The organism is Pseudomonas machongensis (assembly GCF_034961125.1).
In the GTDB taxonomy this organism is placed as follows: Bacteria; Pseudomonadota; Gammaproteobacteria; order Pseudomonadales; family Pseudomonadaceae; genus Aquipseudomonas; species Aquipseudomonas machongensis.
On the sequence record NZ_JAYFUI010000190.1, the window covers coordinates 35,536 to 58,551 of the forward strand.

Consider the following 23,016-nt stretch of genomic DNA (forward strand, 5'->3'; position numbering starts at 1 on the left):
CTGTTTGGCAATGCATACAAAGCATCTCGTAACGAGGGTAAAGGTACGGCTCCGAACGCTCGTCATTTATCAAAAGGCCAGGAGGGCTTTTGCGAAGCGCTCTTCAAACGCACCGTTAGCTCGGCAAGCCATAGGGAATGGAAGCCGGGCACGGAAAGTCGTCTCCTTCAACTGTCAGTATCGAGACCGTCCTCGAAAGAGGGCCCAGGTTCCACACCAGACCATATTGGCCTTTCAACTCCCTGGCGATATGGAATGGAGGATCTGGTAGGAACCCTGGATATAGCTTGCTACTCGACAAGTATAATGAATACACCTTATCGTTAATTGGACTACCCTCGACGGGGACCGCGACAAGTACCATATCCGAGTCTGAGCTCGACAATCTAAGGCGTAACTCGTTAGAGCCGGTGCTGGACAGCATCATATTCGGCACGAGCGTTATCGACGTATCGAAGCCGTCGACATGAACTGTCAAGTTGAAATAACCACTGGCCTCGCGACCTCGCGTATTCCAACGCACTCCCGCCTGTGAAAGTATTACTTTTGATCCGAACGCGGGTAATGACCCCATGTCGCCCTCTTTCAGCGTCTGCGGATTAAATTCCATCCAGGCCGAGAGGCGGGCAGCAACCAACGGGCTTCCCGGCTTTGCCTTCAATGTGAATGCCAGATATTCCTCGCGGTAGAATACCGCCGGATCAGGCGGGAAGTGGGGTGTATGGGTCACCTCTGCTTCATCCGCCAATTTGCTGGATAACAGTACACATTTGGGCAGCGTCCGAACGGTCGAAATACCCGCGACATGAAAAACCAAGCCGAATGTTCCACTGAGGTCGGCCCCAGTCACCTCCCACTCCAACCCAGCGGAAGACATCACTCTTGACGCACCAAAATCGGGAGAGGCCGTTACATCCCCTTCCTTCACACTGTCTGCAGAGAGTGTCATCCATACCTCTCGCTTAAGGTCCGCCAGAGGGCTACCCGGCTTCGGCACGAGCACAACGGTCTGGCCCACCGAACGCCGAAACACCAACAGATCCTCGACAACGCGACCTTCTACCTTCACATCCACTTCATCTCTCAGGTCTTGCGACAAAGCGATGCCCGAGGTCACTTTCAGTGGTGTTGGAAACGCGCCTGTATGAAGGGTCAACCCGAAGGTGCCAGAGGCTTCGGCGGTCAACTTCCAGGCCAGGCCTGCAGTGGATATCGGTCGTCTGTCGTTGTAAGTCGGAAGCGTAATCAACTGCGCCTGGGGCAAACTTCCTTCGAGGTACTCGATCCACGCCTCGCTCAGGAAATCTCGCTCTAGCGGACTGCCCATTTTCGGCACGATACTCAACGTGTGCTCTGCTTCAGATTGGATAACCAGCGGCTCGACCAGAGGCACCCCGTCTATCAACGCGTCGAACTCATCCTCCATACGTAGCGACAGCAGCAAGCAACTGCCCGTCACCAGGGGCTTCGAAAAACCCGCCACATGAATGGCCAACCCGAACACTCCGCTTGCCTGTTTGCCCAGCATCTCCCATTGCGGCTCACCCTCCGTGAACCCCTGCTCAGCCCCATAGTGCGGATAGGCCTCCATCTGCTCTGGCGCCAGGTCATCTTCCACAAACGTCAACGTGGCCTTCAAACCGCTTTCAGCCAACGGGCTCCCGGTTTTTGGCTTGACTGCGACGTAGGACGGCACCATGCGCCGGAATATCCAGATCGATTCGTCAGTGCCACGCTCCTCGTCATAGATCAGCTCGGCTTCGTCCGCCAAAGCCCGGGACATCAGCAAACAAGTGTCGACGACCATCGGTTTGTCAAAGCCCTGCATGTGAACCTGCACCCCAAAGGTGCCACTCACCTGCGCACCGGTCAGGGTCCAGCTCAACCCGTCCTCCAACATCGCCCGCCGCTCACCGTAATTGGGCGCGGCAACGACACTGGTCGGTTTCAGGCTGCCGTCGGTGAAGGTCAGCCAGGCTTGTGTTTTCATCTTCGCCAGGGGGCTGCCGGGCTTCAGGTTGACCTTCAGCGTCTGCGCCTCCTCCCGCCAGAACAGCGCCGGGTTTGCCGGCACAGCGTCTGCAAGGGTCAGGTCGATCTCGTTTTCAAGGTCGGGCGCCAGGCGCAAGCCTTTGAGTGACAAGGGCAACGTCAGCGTCGACGTGGTGACTTCGAGCGTGAAATGATCCCGCTCTACACCAGGCATGATGGTCCAACTGACACCAGCAGCAGTCATTTCCTGCGGTTCGCTCGGGCTGAAGGTGATGTCCAGCTGTGGTGTGCCTCCTGGCCAACCCAAGGCCACCTGTTCGCCTATGAAAAAGTTGTCCGCAGACTTGGGCTTCAAGGTCAACGTATGCTCGCCGACACTGCCCAGCACCAGGTTGACCTCATCGAAATCAGTGATTGGCCTGTCGTCGAACAACACGTCGAACTGGGCCGACCACGGTGAGCGGGAGTACACAGGGATAGCTTGTAGTTGGTCGCTTTTTGCGCCAAGGCCATCAGTGCATCGGGCGCTGAGCTCGGCGGTGTAGAAGTCGACACCCTCCTTTTGCTCAGGGATGAATTCAAGTGTCGACTTGCCCTGCTCATCCGTTGGGACAGTCTTGTAGAGCACATCGTCGAGGTACCAATCCACATTGTGACCAACGATCGTTCGCGCTGATGCGACAAGGTTGCCCAGCGTTGCGGTCAGCTGGGTACTGCTACCCCACTCCAGAACCGGGACCACGCCATCCCAGGCCACCTCACTCACTTCATAGCGAAAATCCCCCAACTGCGCCTGGAGCTCATGCTTTTCGGCCCGCCAGTAACTACCCAGGCCCAGCGGTAGCGTGCCGGACATCACCTCCTTTGCCGCACTCGCACTCAAGCTCCAGGTACTGGTCCCGGCCTCCGGTTGCGGATAGCGGCTTTCCTCGTCGCTGTCGTCGATATTCAGCGACGGATTCGTAGTCAGCCCGTATGTCGTGGGTGACGTATCGGGATTCCCTGGCCACAGCACGCTCAGCTTCTGCCCCTGCCAGGCATCGCTGACGTGCAGGCTGTACGTGGCGCCATGGCACAGTTTGAACGGTGGCTGGGCTTGCGGAGCAAGCGATGGCTGATCAGGTCCCGGCGACAGCAACACGCTCCCTTCGAAGGGTGCCAGGTGCACTTCGGAAATGATGTTGCGCAGGCTGAGTTCCGTCGCCCTCGTGCCAACGGGGGTTTCGAACGCCACACGTATTGTCGATACGTCCGGGGGTATATCGATAATCCTGGGCGTCAACGTATGCCAGGTAGGTTCGGCGTCGGGCCTGGGATCTTGTTCGTCAGCCTGCTCGGCGGTCTCTGGGTTCTTGAGCGCTTGCTCATGAATCATCTGACCTTGCGAACCGCCCGAGAGTGCGTAGACCCTGAGCCAGCAACTGTCGGTGAAGTACAAGACGTTGTACTGGCAGCCCAAGGCATATCCCTGTGCAACCCACTCGGGCAAGCTGAAGTCCTGGTAGAGCCGACCCTCCTGGAAAAGTGAAAGGTACGTGCCGTCCTTTGCATCGTTTTCACGAAGCTCATAGCTGTCTTTCTCTTCGTAGCTCCACACACCTTCGAGGCCAGCGCTTTCCATTGGCCTCTGGATGAAAGGATCCTGAAGAAAGTCATGCCCTTTGGTAAGGCTTTGCGCACACGTCGAAATCGACTGGATACCCTGCACCTCATCACTGTTGCTCATGATCCTTCTCCCCCCATTGGACGACACGTGCAAAACTCCCGGCCGCGTCTTCCGGCAACAACGCCTCGACTTGTTGCTCGAACAGTGCACCGCCATACCGTGCGAGGTAGCGCACCTCCATGACGATATCGCTCAGCCCTTGGAGCAGTTCGGTTTGCCTTGCAACTCGCGGGAACTTCAGGTTCCAGTCGGAGACGGCGCCGGTGCCTTCGAACGGCAAGTAACGGTCATCGCTCTCGGGGGCCGTGACCAACCCGATGTCCTGCGTGGCTGACGACAGGCAGACCTGTTGGCTGGGTCGCAAACTTCGCATGACGTAGCGCCCATCCCCTTCACCCTGGTCCAGTTGCGGCGACAGGTACTTCACCCCTTCGATATCGGCCTTGGTCAACAACCAGCTCTGCGTCTGGGTCAGGGTGGCGCGTATGTTCTGGTAAGGCCCGAGCAAGGCAGGCAGCGACAGCGCCACACTGTGCAGGCGCCGCAGGTAATGCCCGGGGTAATCCTGGTTGAACAGCGTTTCGCTAAGGCTGAAATCCAGTTCGCCGTTCTCGGCCAGCGCCTCGAGCAGCGCCGGCCAGTCAACAAGCGCAGCCCCATTCTTGTCGAAGACCAGGCCCTCTTCGATCAGTGCACGCAGCGACACGGTCTTGCGCAGTTCCAGATGACGCTCATTGCGCAACAACGCTTCGGCCTCCAGGCGATGCAGGTCCAGCCGCAGTTCGCCTGCGGCATTGAGGCCATGCCGATCGGCCTGCCAGACCGAGGCACGCACGATGCGTTTGTCGTAGTTGCCCGTCTCGTACTGCCAGCAGGCTTCGGCACTGTTGCACAAGCCCACCGCGACATCGAACAACGTCGCATGCCAGGCGGTCACCTGCGAACGCAGCCAGCGATAGAGCGATACGTTGGTCGATTTGCTCTGGTAGAAGGCATACATCTGCTGGGCCTGGTCCAAGACCTTGCGGCTGTGATCGAGCGAGTTCCTGGCCGCCTGGGTGGCGCAGGCCTGTGCCTTGGTCTGCTCGGTGATCACATCGATGTCCTTGCGTGCCAAGGTCGCCTGCAGCTCCCAATCCTGTCGGCGACGCTTGTAGACCGACGTCTCGCGCATGATGTCACCGGAGATCTGCAACAGCCCCCCTGACATGAACGCAAGCTGAGCAACACTCATCATCGGGGAGGTCTTGTCCCCTGTGTCCTGCGCCATCCCAAAGATTCTGGGCACCATCTGTGTCGTGTAGTAGGAGCTCGTCGTGCTGGTACCTTGGGCATTTATTAACCCACCTGAGTTATGGACAACCATCGTCGCGATTTCCAGAGCAGAGATGTCCTCTTCGACCAGCTTGGTGTAGTGGGCTTGCCGAGCCTCGGCACAGAGCGCCTGCTTGAGCAATACCCCTTCCTGCTGTTGCTGCTGCTCGAGCAACTGTTCCTGGATGGCAATGGTGTATCCGGCGATCTCGGCGGCATGTTGGTATTGCAACGCTTCAAGCCCGGTGCGCTCCTCCTGCTCCATGAGGACACGCAATTGCTCGGAGAACTGGGTCAGGGTCGCCACCACCTCATGAGCCTTGGAGATCAGAGTACGGAAACGATACGGCGGCACCACCGTGCGCTGGCCCATCAGGTGCGACAAGTTGGTACCGCCCCCCATGCGTGCCATCAGCAAATCGAAGGGGTTCGCAGGTGGTGCATACAGTGGCAGCACCATGGGGCGTCCATCGAGGGTCAGGAAGTGCCGCAGGTTGTAGAAGCGCTCCGCCAGCAATTGCCAGATGTCCAGCAACTGCTGATTGACCGGCAAGCGGAAAGCCGGATGTGCCGCCACCCCAGCCCAGAAGAAGGTGGACAGCTGCTTGGGCAGGTTGGCCGGGACGATGTCCTGGCCACTAGCGGCCAATGGCATGTCGGCCGGCCCGACAGCGAGCACGTCGCGGACCGTTTTGGGTTGCCAGGTATTGATCGCCCGCGCATCCGGCACCTCTCCCATGAGGTCCGCGGCCATGCGGTACAACAGCCAGGCGTGGGCCAGGCCGTCACGGGTCTGGTAGCGATAGTGCTGGTCGGCTTCGCCGATCAGCATGTTCACGTACTGCACGAACACTGCCTTGCGATAATGGGACGGCGCGCGTAGCGCGATGACATGCGGCTCGATCAATTCGTGGTCGAGCCCTGCCGCCTCGGTGTCGTCCTGAAGCAACCAGGCGCAGTTCCAGTAGTCAGGGCCCGGGGTCGCCCTGGGCGGCTGCTTCTGGTACGGGTTGAAGATCAGCCCCAGCCAGCGCCGGGCATCGGCGAAGCGCTCCTCCTCCTGCAGACGTGATGCGATCAGGTGAGGGACATGGAAGAACAGCTCACGCAAGTAGCTGCCATAGGCATCGAACATGTGCAGCAACGGGTCCGCCGCACTGGGGTGCCAACCCTGATACACCGCGCCGGCCAGCTCCTTGCGGTATGCCGGCTCCTGCCGGTGCTGCGCATCCCAGGCGAACACGGCCTGGGGCGAGGCTTCGGCGCGATTGATCAAATCGGAAACATGTTGGGAGTTCAGCCGCACGGCCAAGGGCGCGTCGGCACCACCAATGGTATCGAAGACGAGGAAGTCGCTACCGTCGGACTGTTGGTGAATATACGGAATCGTCGTATCGGCCAGACTTGAGATGGCGCCCCAGCTCACCGTGAAGGTGGCGGTTGCTTCACCAGCGGCGGTAACTTCGAAGGTTGCCGAGCCAGTCGCAGCGACGTTCTCCAGACGGCTCCAGGTGCTGACGGCATGGCCATTGAGAACCCAGAGCCCCGACCAGCAGGTTGTCGATTTCTCGCTTTGCTTATGTACGAGTTTCACGTCCGGCAACTGGAAATTCTCGTAAACAAGAACGCTTCCGTTTTCCACCCCCTCCAGCGCCGCGTCCCCTAGTTCGTCGACAATGACCTTGAAACCCATGCCTTCACTGATGTAATCCTTGGAAATTGAACGCGAAAACTCCGGCAAATCGACCCGTGCCTCAGCCATAAAAGTGCTGGCGACAAACTCGCTAAAAAAGTCGGACCGGTTCAATACAGCCACGTCTTCTCCTTCATGCTGGAGAGTGACGGACTCAAAGTTCGGGGCCCCAAACGTAACGGCAGTGAAAGAAAGATGAGTTGTCCCTAATGAGTCATAGGCTTGTAGTTGGAAATCCACGCGAAGACCGTGGTAATTCAAACTAAATCGGTCAATCGACAAGACCGCTACCCGAGAAACCGTGCGCAACTCGCTGGAGCGCGCACGTACTCGCAATGAAGGCCCCGACAGGCCCTGCTCGAACTCAGCATCAAGTGCAATATAAGGATTGCCACTCCCCGTGATGCTTTTCACCTCAGCATCAACCGCTGCAATACGCTGCGAAAAGGGCAAGCGGCCCGCACTCCCTGTAAATCGCCGAGAAAGGGCTTCGCTGGCAAGTGCGTCGATAGCGCGCTCAGTCCTACGTTTCAAGACATCCCGTTGAAGGACGAACTTCTCCGCCCATTTTTTTTCGTCCGCGACGTCGTGAACAGTAACGAACAGTTGATCGTCATCGCCGTTCACACGCCCCGCCGCAACCGCCATCACTCTGAAACGCTCCACCTCAGGCGGTATCTGCGACGGGACATCAAGGCCAGTAACTTCGACGTCGTGCTTCCACAGTTGCTCCGGCGTAGTCCACTGGTTATCGAGTCCAAGATGAATGATATCCAGGGTCAGTGCATACGAACGCTTGTCGGTTGTTTCACCGTTCTCACCGAGGACCTTTGTCGGTGCGGTGAAGTACCACCAGACCACATGCAACCGACCACCGAACAACACCGGGCACATCTGCAACACTGTCGTGCCCGGCGGAATGCCCACCGGTTTCCATTCCGTCCACGCATCGGGCTGGATATACGTGGAGGCCTCGTCCAGACGTACCTGAACCTTGCGCCAGTAATAGGCGCAAGGCGTCGCGTTGTCCTTGCCCAGCAAGTAGTAATCAGCGTTGGCGTAGGCATACCCCGGGAACCGACCCTCATCGCGGTGCCCATCGCGATAGTCGATGTAGCCGGCCTGGACCCGGATGTTGTTCAGGAACTCATAACGTTTCAGATAGTTCAGCAGCGCCTTCTGGACACCCGCATCATCGATCCGCCCCTGCGCCAGGTCGTTCTCCAGGGTTTTGAACAGCTCCGTCTTGTCCAGGCGCAAGTCGGCACGGATATAGTTTTCCGGGTAGTCTTCCATCATCTGGTAGGCCGCCCATAACGAGTAGGTCGACATGGCCTGCTGCCAGAAAAGGGTCAACTCGGGGGCGAAATCCTTGCCGTAGCCCTGTTCGATATTGTTGAGGATCGCATTGACGTAGGTCTGGACACACGCGATTGCCTCGGCCAACGCGGACGTGGTGACCTTGGCGCTGACCTGGGTGTCGGTCATCAGGTAACGGTCAAGGTGATCGGCCGTCATCATGCCCAGGCTACCGGCTTGCAGCTTGTCCGGCAGTACGTGGTGAATGGCATAGGCACTCAGCGCGTCGCGCCATTGTTCCGCGAGTCGGTGGCTCAATTCAGTCTTCATGTGGGCCTCGCTGCAAAAGCTCGAAAGTCGATGGGGCTGCGGTCATTTCCGTACTCCCTTGATCACGACATCGGTCAGGTTCGACGGGTAAGCAGCGTCATAGGAGAATCCGAACCTCAGCCCTACATCCGTCGTCAGGGCCACGGGGCGACTGGTGATGGTCCAGGTCACGCCGTCGTTGCCCAGTTCGTTGTCGGCACCCGGCGCAGGCGAGATCACCAAGCCCAACGAAGCTGCCGAGTTGCGACCACTGACGTGAAGAGACATCTGCTGGCCGATCAGCGAATGGCCGGCAGCTAGGCGATAGGTCAAGGTGTGCGTCGTTTCCCCTTCGGAAGGCGGCGTAAAGACGATCTCCCCCTCCAAAGGTTTGCCGTCGAATTCGATCATCAACCCGAGAGGCTCGATGAAAGTCACCTGTTCGAAGGAATGGGACTGCTCCTTGCCCCAGCTCGCGGTTACCCTGCGCTGGCCAGTCGTGGTGCTTTTAAGATCGAAGCGGGCAATACCATCGCTGCCTGTCAAGCTGACAGCGGGCTCGGCCGCACGAGTGCCACCTTCACTGACGCTCCAGGTGATGGGGTAACGCGCCACGGGGATCCCATCGGTCGTGGCGATATGGATTTCGTACTCCACCGTGCTGATGCCATCGGCCAACGGCCAGCTCCCGATCTTTTTGTGCTGCCGTATCGTCGCATCGGCAAGCACGTCGAACTCGAGATCCTTGCTGTGATAGGCCTCTGCGGTTTCGCCGGCGGTACTGAGGGTCACGGTCACCTTCACCCGCCCAGCCGTACCGACCTGCAGTACGGCTCTACCCAGCCCGGCTGCATCAGAGGTTTGGTCGGCACTGACCAGTTCGCCCCCTTCACACGACCAGGACATCGCCTGACCAGCGACCGGCTCACCATCGAGCCCCAGGACTTTGGCCTGAACCGTGATCGGCTCGTCCACGACCAATGCAGATTGCAGTACGAGCGAATTGACGTAGGGCCTGTCGGCGAAGCCAACCTGCACCACTGTGACGTCATCGGGCTTGCCTGCGTACCACGCACGGATCACGCCCGAGCCTGGCTCCCGGCTTCTTAGCGCAATCCGGCTGTAGCCGGTGTGATCCGTCAGGGTTTCACCGGTGTTGTCCACAAAGTAGCCGATGGTGGTAGACCAATTGACCAGACGATCCACCCCATTATTGTCATAACGGTCTACAAGCAAGGCGGCCAGGCGATAAATGCCTTGTCCGCCTGCGAGCTCCAGAGGTGTCGTGTTACCCGGTCGCCCTTCGATTCTGAGTACTCGCACCGTCTCTTCGTCACAGTCGATCACCACCGGCGGCGCGAACGCCTTGCCATCGAGCAGGTAGCTGGCCTGCACATGGGCGCTGCCCATCGTCGTACCTGCCTGCAGTCGCACCTTGGCCACCCCCTCCTCGTCGGTGTAGCTGGAATGGGACTGCAAAATCCCGAGATCGGTGGACCAGGTGATGCGAATATCTGAAACCGGCTCGTTGTTCATATCGAGCAGTTTCAAGGCCACCGTGGTTTCCTGATCAGGCGCGCGTGCGATCAGGCGTGTTTCACTCACGGTGCAGCGCGAGGCCAGGCTCTGACGCAGCTCTGCCTCGTTGCCGCGCTGCGCGCTGTCGCTCTCAAGGCTGCTGAGCATCTCTTGTGCGGCATCGCGATAGTCCTGCGTGCCCGAATAGGCGGTCAGCCTGCTGAGTTTCATCAGTGATTCAGCACTCAGCCCCGTCGTGTCGCTCAGCAGCTTGGTGTCGACCACGATGCGCAACTGAGTCAGATCGCGAATGATGCCATCCGGCGAGACCCGGGCAGCCACGTCCAGCACCTCACGGATCCCCCAGCCCAACCAGGCCGCAATACGCTGGGCCGCCGCGTCCCTGAGCAGGCGCTGTTCATTCGCGCTCAGATCCTTCAAGTCCTCGATTGCCGAGAAATAGCCCAGCAGCTGTGCTTCCGATTGCTTGGCCAGGCGCAGGCCACGGGCGTAGCGTTCCAGATGGTAGAGCGTGTGCAAGGATAATTCGAAGGCGTCGATGCCGAACCGGGCGCGATGCGCGCGTATCAGCAGGCTGGAGAACAAGGTGGGCGTCAACTCGAAACGTGTCGCGATTTGTGCGCAGCGCTGCATCCGCTGCACCAGCCCCAGCATGGCCTTCATGGTATCGGACTGGGATTGCTGCGGGTCGAAGGCCACCGCGCTCTCCAGCAATTGGTGCACTGTCCCCTCGGCCCAGTAGACCATCGGAATCGCCATGTCGGCATTGACCCTCAGAAGCTGTGAAAGACTCTGCTGAACGACGCCCCATTGCTGCGAACGAATGCGCAGGACCACGCCGAGAATAATGCCGGTCAGGCGCTGCTTTTCAGCGCTGTCCATATCCGCCAACTGGCCATGGTCGGCGCCGGCCAACTGATCGACCGCGGTCTTGATTTCCCGCTCGGCAAATTGCTCGTACTGCTCAGGGTCGAAGTCCTGTTCAGGGTCGCCAGTGTCCGCCAGCAGGCCGTTCTCATCGACGACCTGCTCCAAGGCTTTCAACCACTCACCCGCGGGCAGGGCCACAACACCGGCATCCAGCAAGGCCTGCTCGAAGGCCTGGAAAGGTAGCAACTGAGTCTTGAGTTCGCCGAACAGTGCAGAGATTTCCTGGGGCACCACATCGGGCGTCTCGACCGGCAGCAACTGCTGCACGAGCCAGCTGATCGGCAGGTCCTGCTCCTGACACCAGAGCACGCAATGGCTGATGGCATGGATGACGCTAAGGGTGTCGGTCTGGGCAAAACTGCGGTACATGGCATTCTGCGGTGCTCCCCCCAGTTGCAAGGCATAAAGCCCCTCGGGGCTCAGGGTTTCCAACAGGGCCAGCAGCTCGATGGTGGTGACCGAAAGCAGACGGGCCAGCATCGTCACGCGGTAGAAGGCACTGACCACGCGCACAGAGCGCTGCAATTTGTCGCCCCCTTGCCCCTGCATCACCAGACGCGACAGGTAACGGAACGTCTGCACGTTGATGCCCAGCCCGCGGCATAACTGGTCGACGGTACGTTTGCTCGCGACATCGTCTCCCGAGAGGCTGAAGTCGCTGCCGTCGAGCACCAGAGGCGAAGTAGGGTCGCGGTTGAATACCCGGTCGAAATGGCTCGCAGTCGCGCCAATGCCGTGAACGGCCATATCCGAGAGCAGAACGGAAAAATCTTCAGCGCTGCAGGCAAAGCGCTCTCGCAAGAACTGGAATACACCCAAGGCCCGATGGGTATTGACCGTCATCCATAGCGGCGAGTCATCGGACGTGATGCGCCTGACTTCGGCGACAGCGCGCTTTTCCGCATCGATTGCCGCACACACCACCTGGTCGGCCTGGGCATAGGTCAGCTTCAACGCGGTGGCCACGCGCACCAGGCGTTGGATGCGGTCAAAACGCATGTCGGACAGGTTTTCGAAGGTGTGCCGCTGTGGATCCTGCGCATCGCTGACAACCCCAACCGGCGCGGCCCCGCCGCTGTTGATGAAGCGCGCGACGAACAGGGCCGGCGATACCTCCTCGGCCAGCACATTGCGGGTCACGTTGTCGGAACGCGTGGGCGCATAGGCCGCCAGGCCGAACAACGACTCCATCTCGTCCTGATTGATCTGCAGCACCTGACAGAAGCTCACCACCTTATGCAGGTGCATGGCATTCGGCACTCCGAAGTTGTCCTCGTAGAACGCCTTGTACCGCTCTCCGGGCTCATCGGCCTGTGTCTTCGGCCCAGGACTCTGCGCATTGCCGCCCTGCGACGCCGCGGTGCCGAAGTAGGGAACCTCGATCAGCAGGGCACGCAGCACCGGGCCAAGCGTAGCTTCCTGCTGCAGCGCGGCATCGGACCAGGGTGAATGCGCGCCGGCCTGGATGAAGTAAGGACTGTCGATATCCGACAGGCGTGCCACATCGCCCATCAGCAGCGAGTTATGCGACAGCACCGTGTGGATCTGCTCCCAATACGCTTCATAGGGGAACTGTTTGATGGGATAGCGAACCTTGAGCAGCTTATCTTCAGTCGCTGTGCGGTCACTGTCCGCTTGCTGGCGATGCTCTTCGATCAGCTGTTCCAGGACATGGATGATCACCTCGACCTGCGGCAGTTCACGGTTCATGAACGCCTCATCGATCAGGCGCTCGAACAGATCAGGGCGCCGAGTTTTCAGCGTCAGGATCATATCGGCATCGCCCTGGGCCTCGACGTGCTCCTGAACGAACGTCAGTAGATCGATGAGGTAGGCCACTGGGGAGGTGGTGGCATCCACGGCTTGCGGATGTGCGTTGTTGCCCCAACTGGGCAAGAACTGATTTTCGAAGGTGGGGCCTCTGGACAAGTCCAGAGGGCCCCTGAGCTCATCGGAGGGGCGGCGCGCCGAGGCACTCAGGCGCTTCTCCCGGAAAGCACGCATCATCGCCGCTGCTGCCACACTCAGACGCCCCTTGAGTCGCCGGGCTTCGTCGCTGTGCAAGCCCGGATAATGCGCCATCAGCGCATCGGTCGTCTTGCACTGCAGGTCGATGATCGAGTCTTGTTCCAGGGTCGCTGGGGCGATTTTGACTTTGATTCCCGGCTCGGTGTCCAGCAGTCTCTCGAGCAGACCAACGTGTTTGCGGCTCTGGCGTTTAGCCATGGCGTCCCCCTGGCGATCCTTGGCGTGAGCGAACGAAGCAGGCCTGCGTATACGGTGGCCCTTTCGTGGATGTCACTGGATGCTAGATACAAATACGCCCGCACGAAACTGACAGAAATAACAGGTAGCCAGCCGGGAAAAGAACCGCCGATGCAGCAAACCCTCGGCTAGCAATGTTTCGGCATAACCCAACCCAGGCAAAGAACCCACATTGCTAAACGAACAATAATCACGTTTTCATTCAGCACGTTATCTGTCACAACACAATTTTCTCATCCAGCCAACATTTTCTTGACGCAATGCGCCCGCTCTCCTTAGCTGAACATAACGCCCATTGCGAAAACTTCGCGCCGAGCTCTCTGGCCCGCGTCTTTACGCGCGCCAGCAGACTTCCGCGTGCTGGTTTGTGTCGCCCCCTGTTTCGTGTCGTACAGCTCGTGACAACAGGCCAGGCCTTGGCTGTTACCCACAAGAAACAGGAGATCCGCCATGAAACGAGCATCGAACCCTTTGCGCTTCGACCGGCTGTTCTGCGCGGTTTCCACGTCGCTGCTTCTGGCAACCCCGGTGGAAACCTTTGCGCTTGGTCTTGACGAAGACACCCCTTTTGCCAACCTCATGCAGCCACCGGCGATACCGCTGCTGTCGCTCAATCCGATGAACGCCAGTGGTCTGGGGATGGGCACGCTGCAGGCGTTCTCCGAGCGCATGAGCGCGCGCCACGGGAACGTGCCGATGGATCTGGTCGCCAGCCAATGGGCGCAATTCTTCCCCGGCGTTGCGCAACCGGCCTCCGCGCCACCGGCCCGACTGGAGGCGCCCAGCCAGCAATTGATGATCGGCCCGGACCTGTTCGTACGCGAGACCGCCAGCGGTAACGTGCACCGCGCCGGGGTGTTCGTCGGCCACAACACTCTGCAGAGCAGCTTCAACGGCATGCGTCCGCTGCTCGGTGACAAGCAGCGCAACGCGGTCAACCTCAGCGGCGAGAGCCTGGGCGTTTACTGGAGCATGACCCACGACCAGGGCTGGCATGTGGATGCGGTGGCCATGGGCACGCGCATCGACGTCAACGGCCGCAGCCAGAGCGGCCAGCGCCTGGACGACAGCGGCCATGCGATGACCTTCTCGGTCGAGGGTGGTTTCCCCGTCGGCCTGGGCAACCACTGGGTGATCGAGCCGCAGGCGCAGTTGATCAACCAGCAGTTCTTCCCCGGTAACCAGGCACAGGCCGAGACCCTGCAGGCATTCGACAGCCAGCCGAGCTGGAGTGGCCGGGTGGGCGCGAAACTGTCGGGGCGCTACGAAGTGCGCGGCATGCCGATCGAACCCTACGTGCGGACCAACGTCTGGTACGACTTCAACGACAGCGATGCGGTGAAACTGGATCAGGTCGACAAGATCTCCAGCTCGCGCAGTGCAGCGACCGTGGAACTGGGCCTGGGTTTGGTGGCGCGGGTCACGCCGACGGTGGCGCTGTTCGTCAGTGCCGACTACAGCAGTGATGTGGATGACAATGACCTGAACGGATTGATTGGCAGTCTGGGGGTGCGGATGCGCTGGTGATCAACGAGTACGGCGCATCCTCCTCCAGGAGGATGCGCCGCGACATCAGGCGGGCTTCATGACCAGAACCCCTAAAGGCGGCAGATTCAAAGCCAGCGACAGCGGCTGCCCATGGCTTGCCACCGCCTCGCCGGCCACCGCCCCAAGATTGCCGACATTGCTCCCGGCATACAGCTCTGCGTCGCTGTTGAGCAACTCGACCCAGCGCTCGCCGAACGGCACACCGATGCGATAGCCCTCACGCGGCACCGGGGTGAAGTTGGCCACCACCAGCAGCGGCTCGCCGGCACTGCTCCAGCGCAGCCAGGCATATACGCTGTTGGCAGCGTCGTCGCCGATCAGCCACTGGAAGCCCTGGGGCTGGCAATCCTGCTCGTGCAGGGCCGGCAGTTCGCGGTAGAGCCGGTTCAGATCGCCCACCAGCTTCTGCACGCCCTGGTGCTCGGAATACTGCAACAGGTACCAATCCATTTGCTGGTCGTGGTTCCACTCGCGCCACTGGCCGAACTCGCAGCCCATGAACAGCAGCTTCTTGCCCGGGTGCATCCACATGAACGTCAGGTAGGCGCGCAGGTTGGCGAATTTCTGCCAGCGATCGCCGGGCATCTTGTCGATCAGCGAGTGCTTGCCGTGTACCACTTCATCGTGGGAGATGGGCAGGATGAAATGCTCGGAGTAGGCGTAGATCAGGCCGAAGCTCATCTCGTTGTGGTGATGGGCGCGGTGCACGGGATCGTTCTGGATGTAGTGCAAGGTGTCGTGCATCCAGCCCATGTTCCACTTGTAGGCGAAGCCCAGGCCGCCCTGCTGCGTGGGTTGGCTGACACCCGGCCAGGCAGTGGACTCTTCGGCGATGATCAGCGCACCGGGCGCCTCGTGCAGCGCGATGTCGTTGAGCTGACGAATGAAGTCGATCGCCTCGAGGTTCTCACGGCCGCCATGGCGATTGGGCACCCACTCGCCAGCCTTGCGCGAATAGTCGCGGTACAGCATCGAGGCCACGGCATCGACGCGCAGGCCGTCGATGTGGAAGTGCTTGAGCCAGTGCAACGCCGAGGCGAGCATGAAGCCTCGCACCTCGTTGCGCCCGAGGTTGTAGATCAGCGTGTTCCAGTCCTGGTGAAACCCTTCCAGCGGGTTGTCGTACTCGTAAAGTGCGGTGCCGTCGAAGCGCGCCAGGCCATGTTCGTCGGTGGGAAAATGCGCTGGCACCCAGTCGAGGATCACGCCAATGCCGCCCTGGTGGCAGGCATCGATGAAAGCAGCAAAATCTTCCGCACTGCCGTAGCGGGAGGTGGGTGCGAACAGCGACAGCGGCTGGTAGCCCCAGGAGCCACCGAAGGGATGCTCCATGATCGGCAGCAGCTCGATATGGGTGAAACCCAGTTCTTGCACATAGGGCACCAGACGCTCGGCCAGTTCGCGCCAGTTGTAGAAGCGCGCGACCTCACCGGCTTCGTCCAGCTCGCAGCGCCAGGAGCCCGCGTGCAGTTCGTAGATGGACAACGGTGCGCTATAGGCATGGCGTTGGGCACGTTGCTCCATCCACTGCTGGTCGCGCCAGTCGTGGCTGAGCGCACCTGCGACCTTCGAGGCCGTGCTGGGCGGCAGTTCGGTGGCGCGTGCCAGCGGGTCGGCCTTCAGCGGCAGTACGCCGTGCGCCCCCAGCACTTCGAACTTGTAGGTTTCGCCCAAGGCCAGGCGCGGGATGAACAGCTCCCACACCCCGGCATCGTGACGCAGGCGCATGGGGTGACGACGGCCGTCCCAGTTGTTGAAGTCGCCCACTACCGAGACGCGCCGGGCGTTGGGCGCCCAGACCGAGAAGCACACGCCATCGATGCCGTCGACCTGGATCGGCTGGGCACCGAAGCGCCCGGACAGGTCACGATGATTGCCCTCGGCGAACAGGTACAGGTCCATGTCGCCAAGCTGCGGGCCGAAGCTGTAGGGATCCTCGGTGATCTGCTCGCCTCCGGCCCAGCCGATCTGCAGCAGGTAGGGCTGGCGCTCGTCCAGGTACGCGCTGAACAGGCCCGGCAGGCTGCCCTGCTCCATCTCGGCGAGGATGCGCCCGTCGTGACGCGCCAACACCCGGGCGTTCAAGGCGCCTGGCAGGAAGGCGCGGATGACTTCGTCGCCCGCCTCGTCGACGTGCGGGCCGAGCACCGCGAACGGATCTGCGTGCGCGGCGCTCGCCAGGGCGTCGAGATCGCGTTGGCGAAGGCCGCCGTTGCTACGCGTTGATGCATTCATCTCACTGCCCCTTTCCATATTCCATATATTTTTCAAAGTAACGCAGTGCCTGGCACGGGCTGCGCCCATGATCGCGGGACGAGCCCGCTCCCACAGGATTGTCAGCGCCCTCCCAACTGCACCACAGAACCTGTGGGAGCGGGCTCGTCCCGCGATCACCGGCGCAGCCGGTGCCAGGCAACACTGCCTTCCCTACAGGGTTCATGCTTCGCCCCAAGTACTGATCAACCCATGCAGACCATGCAAAGGCACGGCCAGCCAGCTGGGTCGGTTGTCGGCTTCATAAGTGATTTCGTAGGCCGCCTTCTCCAGGCAGAACAGCTCCAGCGCCGCACGCTCGCCCTCGGCGTGCTGCCAGCCATGGGCAATGGCGGCGGTGGCCAGGCCGTAGGCTTCGACGAAGGCATGACGCGACTGATGCAGGTACTGCCGGGCAACCCGTTGACGAGCCTGGCGCGCAGCATCGGAGAGGTCTACCGCCGAGGCGCTGCGCAAGATCATCGCTGCAGCATAGTCGAACGAGCGCAGCACGCCGCTGACATCCTTGTACGGGCTGTGCTTGGCCCGGCGCTCGTCCAACGGCCGTGCTGGCTCGCCTTCGAAATCGATCAGGTAGGCATCGCCTTGCACCACCAGTACCTGACCCAGATGCAGGTCGCCATGCACGCGCATCAGCAGGCCGCCCTGGGCCTGGCGTGCGAGCATCTCGATGTGCTGGGCAAGGCCTTCGCGTTGCTGTTGCAGGTCATCGACCAACGCCTGGCTTTCGCTGTCCAGTTGCTCACGATGCTGGGCCAGCAGCTCGAGGGCGCGGCTGAGCTCGGCATTGATCTGCCGGCCCCAGCGCTCACTGTCCTGGGTGTCGCTGGGGCGCGGTGCAAAGGCTTGGTCGGCGGTGGGCGCGGCCAGCAAAAGGTGCATTTCACCGAGTCGCTGCCCCAACAAGGTGGCGAAACCCGAAAGCTCCGACAAGGCATCGGTGTGCGCCTCGGCACTGCCCTGCGTGGGCTCCATCTCGTCGCGGATCGCTCGCTCCAGGGTGTTCTGGGTCCATGACCAGGCATCGCCCTGGTTACTCAAGTAACCCTGGGCAATCATCAGCAGGTGGGATTGCGCCTGCTCATCCACCCGACTGACCCAGGCCAGCAGCGGCGAGATATTGGCAAAGCCGGCCGCCGTGAGGTACGCGCTCATTTCCAGTTCCGGGTGAATGCCGGGATTGACCCGTCGGATCAGTTTGAGCACCACGCGCTCACCGATCACCACCGAACTGTTGGACTGCTCGGCACTGAGGTAGCGCACCTCACTGTCCTCACCCAGCGCCAGGCCAGCAAGCTGCTCGGTACACTCGAAGCGCAGCTCGCCGGCACTCGAGGGCAGGCGGGTGTCATCCTGGCAGGCGCGTAACACGGCCCGCACGAACGACTCCTGCACGAAGGCATCGGTGATCAGCCCGACCTGTCGACCTCGGCGCACCCGCGACAACGCCAGCTGCTGGGGCAAGGCGCTGTGGATCTGCTCTTCAGGCAGCAGCCCGAACGGCAGTTGGTAATGGCTGGTCACACCGTCACTGAGCACCTCCAACTCGCTGAGCAACACCGGGGTGGCCGGCGTGCCGAAACGCACGCCATAGCGGATGCGCACCGCGTCGATCGGCCCTTCCTTGCCGGCGAACCAGCGGCGCTTGGGCAGGTACTGCGGCAGGATCGACGCCTGCAAGGTGTCTGCCGACGGCGCTTCGAGCAACTCCTCCAGACGCTTGCGCAGCACCAACGTGGTCAGCTCCGGCAAGCCTTCGGCAGGCTGGATGTGCCAGCTGGGCATGCGGTCGTGGGAGGCCAGCAGGAACCAGTAGAAGGCATACGGTGGCAGGGTCAGCAGGAACGGCAACTGGCCGATGGGCGGGAATGCGCTGCCTCCGAGCATTTCCACCGGCACCCGCTCGGCATATTGCGAGAGGTCCAGTTCGGCGGCCTGCGCCGCGCGCGAGACGTTGGCCACGCACAGGATGGTCTCGCTGTTGCCGTCGGCATCGGTGTACTCGCGCACGTAGGCGAGGATGCGCCGGTTGCTCGGGGTCAGCATCTTCAAGGTGCCGCGACCGAAGGCCTTCTGCTGCTTGCGCACCGCGAGCAGGCGCCGGTTCCAGTTGAGTAGCGAATGCGGGTCGTGGCTCTGGGCTTCGACGTTGACGGTCTGGTAGCCATACAACGGGTCCATGATCGGCGGCAGCACCAGGCGTTGCGGGTCGGCCTTGGAGAAGCCACCGTTGCGGTCTGGCGACCATTGCATGGGTGTGCGCACCCCATCACGGTCACCGAGATAGATGTTGTCGCCCATGCCCAGCTCGTCGCCGTAGTACAGCGTCGGAGTGCCGGGCATCGACAGCAGGAGGCTGGTCAGCAGTTCGATGCGCCTGCGGTCGCGTTGCAACAGTGGCGCCAGGCGCCGGCGGATACCGAGGTTGATGCGTGCGCGGCGGTCCTCGGCGTAGTAGTTCCACAGATAGTCGCGCTCGCGGTCGGTGACCATCTCCAGGGTGAGCTCATCGTGGTTGCGCAGGAAGATCGCCCACTGGCAGTTGGCGGGAATCTCCGGGGTCTGGCGCAGGATGTCGGTGATCGGAAAGCGGTCCTCCATGGCCAGGGCCATGTACATGCGCGGCATCAACGGGAAGTGGAAGGCCATGTGGCATTCGTCGCCATCGCCTTCGCCGAAGTACGGGCGGGTGTCTTCCGGCCACTGATTGGCCTCGGCCAGGAGCATGCGATCAGGGTAGTTGGCGTCGATCTCGGCGCGGATCGCCTTGAGCACGTCATGGGTCTCGGGCAGGTTCTCGTTATTGGTGCCGTCGCGTTCGATCAGGTACGGAATCGCGTCCAGACGCAGGCCATCGACACCCATGTCGAGCCAGAAGCGCATGACCCCGATCACCGCCTTCATCACCTGCGGGTTGTCGAAGTTCAGGTCCGGCTGGTGCGAGTAGAAGCGATGCCAGAAGTACTGGCCGGCGACCGGGTCCCAGGTCCAGTTGGACTTCTCGGTGTCGAGGAAGATGATCCGCGTGCCGTCGTACTTCTGGTCGTCGTCCGACCACACGTAGAAGTCCCGGGCCTTGCTGCCGCGCTTGGCGTGGCGGGCACGCTGGAACCAGGGGTGCTGGTCGGAGGTGTGGTTGATGACCAGCTCCGTGATCACCCGCAGTCCGCGCTTGTGCGCCTCGGCGATGAAGCGCCGGGCGTCGGCCATGCTGCCATAGTCAGGGTGCACGGCCTTGTACTCGCCGATGTCATAGCCGTCGTCACGACGCGGCGAGGGGTAGAACGGCAGCAGCCAGAGGGTGTTCACACCCAGCTCGGCGATGTAGTCGAGCTTGCTGATCAGGCCGGCGAAATCACCGATACCGTCATTGTTGGCATCGAAGAACGACTTGATGTGCAACTGGTAGATCACCGCATCCTTGTACCACAGCGGGTCGTCGATGAAGGCTGCCGGGCGGGAACGCTTGGCCATGTGCGACTCCTTTCAATTCTGGGTTCGGCACGCCCTGTGCAGGAGCGGCCTTGTGAGTGGCGGCGGGCTTGTCGGGTCACGCCCGCAAAAGCCCACCCCGGCAAAGGGATCAGCCGAGCTTGCTGATCCGCCAGATGCCGAACGGCTGGTGCCAAGGTTCGATGCGCATCCACTGGGTCTTGCCATGCCAGGTCCAGCGGTGCCCGGTCATCAGGTCTTCACCTTGCGTATCGGCGCTGTCATCGAGCCCCAGCTCCCACAGCGGCAGTTCGAAATGCGCTTCCTGGGCGTTGTACGGATCGAGGCTGATGGCGATCAGGATGAAGTTGTCACGCTCGGGCGTGCGCTTGGCGAAATACAGGATCTGGTCGTTCCAGCAGTTGAAGAAGGCCACGCCCAGGTGCGTCTGCAAGGCGCGGTTCTGTCGGCGGATGCGGTTGAGCTGGGCGATCTCGGCGACGATATTGCCGGGCGCGGTGAAGTCGCGCGGGCGGATCTCGTACTTCTCCGAATCCAGGTACTCCTCCTTGCCCGGCAACGGCGTGCCCTCGCACAGCTCGAACCCTGAGTACATGCCCCACAGGCCCGAGCCCATGGTCGCCAGCGCCGCACGAATGAGAAAACCGGCGCGGCCGCTGGTCTGCAGGAAAAAGGGGTTGATGTCGGGGGTGTTGACGAAAAAGTTCGGCCGGTAGCACAGGCTCCACGGCGGCTGGTTGAGCTGTTCGAAGTACTCGCGCAACTCCTGCTTGGTATTGCGCCAGGTGAAATAGGTGTAGCTCTGCGCGTACCCGACCTTGCCCAGGCGCGCCATCATCGCCGGCCGGGTAAAGGCCTCGGCCAGGAAGATCACATCAGGGTACTGGCTGCGCACATTGGCGATCAGCCATTGCCAGAAAGGCAGCGGCTTGGTGTGCGGGTTGTCGACACGGAAGGTGCGTACGCCCTCCTCGACCCAACCGACCACCACATCGCGCAGTGCCAGCCACAACGAGGGGACGGCCTCGGGCGCATAGAAATCGACGTTGACGATGTCCTGGTATTTTTTCGGCGGGTTCTCGGCGTAGCGAATGGTGCCGTCCGGGCGCCAGCTGAACCAGCCCGGGTGTTCGGTAAGCCAGGGGTGGTCCTGGGAACACTGGATGGCGAAGTCGAGGGCGATTTCCAAGCCGTGCTCGGCGGCGGCGGCGACCAGCCGACGGAAGTCTTCGCGGGTGCCCAGTTGCGGGTGGATGGCGTCGTGGCCACCGTCTGGGCTGCCGATGGCGTAGGGGCTGCCCGGATCGTCGGGGCCCGCCTGCAAGGCATTGTTGCGCCCCTTGCGGTGCTGCTTGCCGATGGGATGGATGGGCGGGAAGTACAACACGTCGAAGCCCATGTCGCGGATCATCGGCAGGCGCTGGTGCACATCGTCGAACGTGCCGTGGCGCGCCGGATCGTCGGTGACAGAGCGTGGGAACAGTTCGTACCAGCTGGCGAACAGGGCGCGCTCGCGGTCCACGTCCAGCGGCAGCTCGGGACTGCGGGTCAGGTAACTGCGGTGCTCGGCCTGGCTCATCAGGCTGGCGCTTTCGGGGCTCAGCAGCAACGCCACCTGATCGTCCGGTGCCAGCGTCGGCAAGCGCTGTTGCAACTGCACGAGCTGCTCGCGCAACGGCCCTTCGCTGCGCTCGATGCCCTTACCCAGCAGCAGCCTGCCCTCCTCCAGCTCCAGCTTGACCTCCACCCCGGCGTGATACTTCTTCTCGAGGTCGTGACAGTACGTGGCGTAGGGATCGATCCAGGCTTCGATGCCGAACAGGTGCAAGCCGAGCTCCACTGGGGTGAACTCGGCAACCCACAGGTCGTTGCCTGCCGAAGTCATCGGCACGCCATGCCAGTGCCGGCTATGGGCCTGGCGCCAGTGCAAGACCACCGACAGGCGGTCATGGCCGTCGCTGTAGACCTTGCTGGTGACCTGCACCGCCTGCCCGCTTACCGCCTTGACCGCGAAGGTGCCGCCGTCGAGCACCGGCGTGGTGTCCTCGATCACGATGCGTGGCGCCAGCAAGGCCTGGGACAGGCTGATGGCCTGGTCGGGATGATCGTTGGCCTTGGGCACTTGCTCGAAAGGCGCTTTTGCGACGGGCTCATTACCGGACATCGAACCTTGCTCCCCTAAGCTGGTGGCGGTAAGGGTTCAGAGCCGTGGGTGCGCGGCGGGTTCAAAAAAATTGAGCGAATGGCTGGCACGGCAGGTCAAAGCCTGCAGAACCTCTTCATCCACCGCGCGAGGTCAGGCCATGAACATTCCCATTCCACCGGAGACGCCCGATCCGAACATCGACGACCCGGCGCTGCCGCCGCCAGTGCCCGAGGAAGATCCGGACGAACGGCCGATCAAGCCGACCGTGCCGCCGACGGTGGGTGATCCGCCGAGCCAGGAGCCGCCGGTGAAGGCCTGAGCATAGACCAGGCCGGGTCACACAGGGGCCCAATGACTCCGCCATATCGCTGGCCTGCCCGGCAGGCGGGCACTGCTTTATTCGACCAACAGCCGGGGCCGTTCAGTGCCCCTTGGCGGTGCAAGCCGCTGTCACAACACAGTTCAGGCAAACCACGGCGGGGCCACTTTGAGCGCATGCCTGGCCCTGCATGAGCCTGCGAAAACTCGACCTACCTAGTATTTCTGTCAGGTGTGCCCTGCGGCGTGCGCGTGTAGTTTGCCGCAGTG

Annotated in this window: 8 protein-coding genes; 2 read left to right on the forward strand and 6 right to left on the reverse strand. The window is 61.5% G+C overall.

Annotated features, from left to right (window positions below; all coding sequences use genetic code 11):
* Positions 1-115: 115 nt before the first annotated feature.
* Genes VA602_RS22535 through VA602_RS22545 form a run of 3 tightly spaced genes read right to left on the reverse strand, consistent with a single transcriptional unit; the run spans position 116 to position 12,968 of the window.
* Positions 116-3,718: a hypothetical protein gene (locus tag VA602_RS22535; protein ID WP_323454397.1), complete on the reverse strand. Its 3,603-nt coding sequence runs from the start codon at positions 3,716-3,718 to the stop codon at positions 116-118.
* Positions 3,705-8,294, reverse strand: coding sequence for a Tc toxin subunit A-related protein (locus VA602_RS22540; RefSeq protein WP_323454398.1), 4,590 nt, complete (start codon positions 8,292-8,294; stop codon positions 3,705-3,707). Before VA602_RS22540 ends, VA602_RS22535 begins: the two co-directional genes overlap by 14 nt.
* Before the next feature lie 42 nt (positions 8,295-8,336).
* Positions 8,337-12,968: an Ig-like domain-containing protein gene (locus VA602_RS22545; RefSeq protein ID WP_323454399.1), complete on the reverse strand. Its 4,632-nt coding sequence runs from the start codon at positions 12,966-12,968 to the stop codon at positions 8,337-8,339.
* A gap of 489 nt (positions 12,969-13,457) precedes the next feature.
* On the opposite strand from VA602_RS22545, the gene VA602_RS22550 reads away from it, so the two are divergent.
* On the forward strand, positions 13,458-14,534 hold the full coding sequence (locus VA602_RS22550) for an autotransporter outer membrane beta-barrel domain-containing protein (RefSeq protein ID WP_323454400.1): 1,077 nt from the start codon (positions 13,458-13,460) through the stop codon (positions 14,532-14,534).
* 45 nt (positions 14,535-14,579) lie between these two features.
* Here VA602_RS22550 and glgB read toward each other — a convergent pair whose 3' ends face one another.
* The 3 genes from glgB to VA602_RS22565 form a co-directional block, all read right to left on the reverse strand.
* A complete protein-coding gene (gene glgB, locus VA602_RS22555) occupies positions 14,580-16,790 on the reverse strand; it encodes a 1,4-alpha-glucan branching protein GlgB (RefSeq protein ID WP_323454401.1) in 2,211 nt (736 codons plus the stop codon).
* 201 nt (positions 16,791-16,991) lie between these two features.
* Positions 16,992-20,303: a maltose alpha-D-glucosyltransferase gene (treS, locus tag VA602_RS22560; protein ID WP_323454402.1), complete on the reverse strand. Its 3,312-nt coding sequence runs from the start codon at positions 20,301-20,303 to the stop codon at positions 16,992-16,994.
* 109 nt (positions 20,304-20,412) lie between these two features.
* A complete protein-coding gene (locus VA602_RS22565; protein ID WP_323454403.1) occupies positions 20,413-22,446 on the reverse strand; it encodes an alpha-1,4-glucan--maltose-1-phosphate maltosyltransferase in 2,034 nt (677 codons plus the stop codon).
* A gap of 139 nt (positions 22,447-22,585) precedes the next feature.
* On the opposite strand from VA602_RS22565, the gene VA602_RS22570 reads away from it, so the two are divergent.
* Positions 22,586-22,747 carry a hypothetical protein gene (locus VA602_RS22570; protein WP_323454404.1) on the forward strand — a complete coding sequence of 54 codons (162 nt, stop codon included), beginning with the start codon at positions 22,586-22,588 and terminating at the stop codon, positions 22,745-22,747.
* The last annotated feature ends 269 nt before the right edge of the window (positions 22,748-23,016 follow it).

Bases quoted from the DNA above. Each gene is read 5' to 3' on its own strand.
- VA602_RS22565 (WP_323454403.1), bottom strand. From the start codon at position 22,446: ATGTCCGGTAATGAGCCCGTCGCAAAAGCGCCTTTCGAGCAAGTGCCC.
- glgB (WP_323454401.1), bottom strand. From the start codon at position 16,790: ATGAATGCATCAACGCGTAGCAACGGCGGCCTTCGCCAACGCGATCTC.
- VA602_RS22540 (WP_323454398.1), bottom strand. From the start codon at position 8,294: ATGAAGACTGAATTGAGCCACCGACTCGCGGAACAATGGCGCGACGCG.
- VA602_RS22550 (WP_323454400.1), top strand. From the start codon at position 13,458: ATGAAACGAGCATCGAACCCTTTGCGCTTCGACCGGCTGTTCTGCGCG.
- VA602_RS22570 (WP_323454404.1), top strand. From the start codon at position 22,586: ATGAACATTCCCATTCCACCGGAGACGCCCGATCCGAACATCGACGAC.
- treS (WP_323454402.1), bottom strand. From the start codon at position 20,303: ATGGCCAAGCGTTCCCGCCCGGCAGCCTTCATCGACGACCCGCTGTGG.
- VA602_RS22535 (WP_323454397.1), bottom strand. From the start codon at position 3,718: ATGAGCAACAGTGATGAGGTGCAGGGTATCCAGTCGATTTCGACGTGT.
- VA602_RS22545 (WP_323454399.1), bottom strand. From the start codon at position 12,968: ATGGCTAAACGCCAGAGCCGCAAACACGTTGGTCTGCTCGAGAGACTG.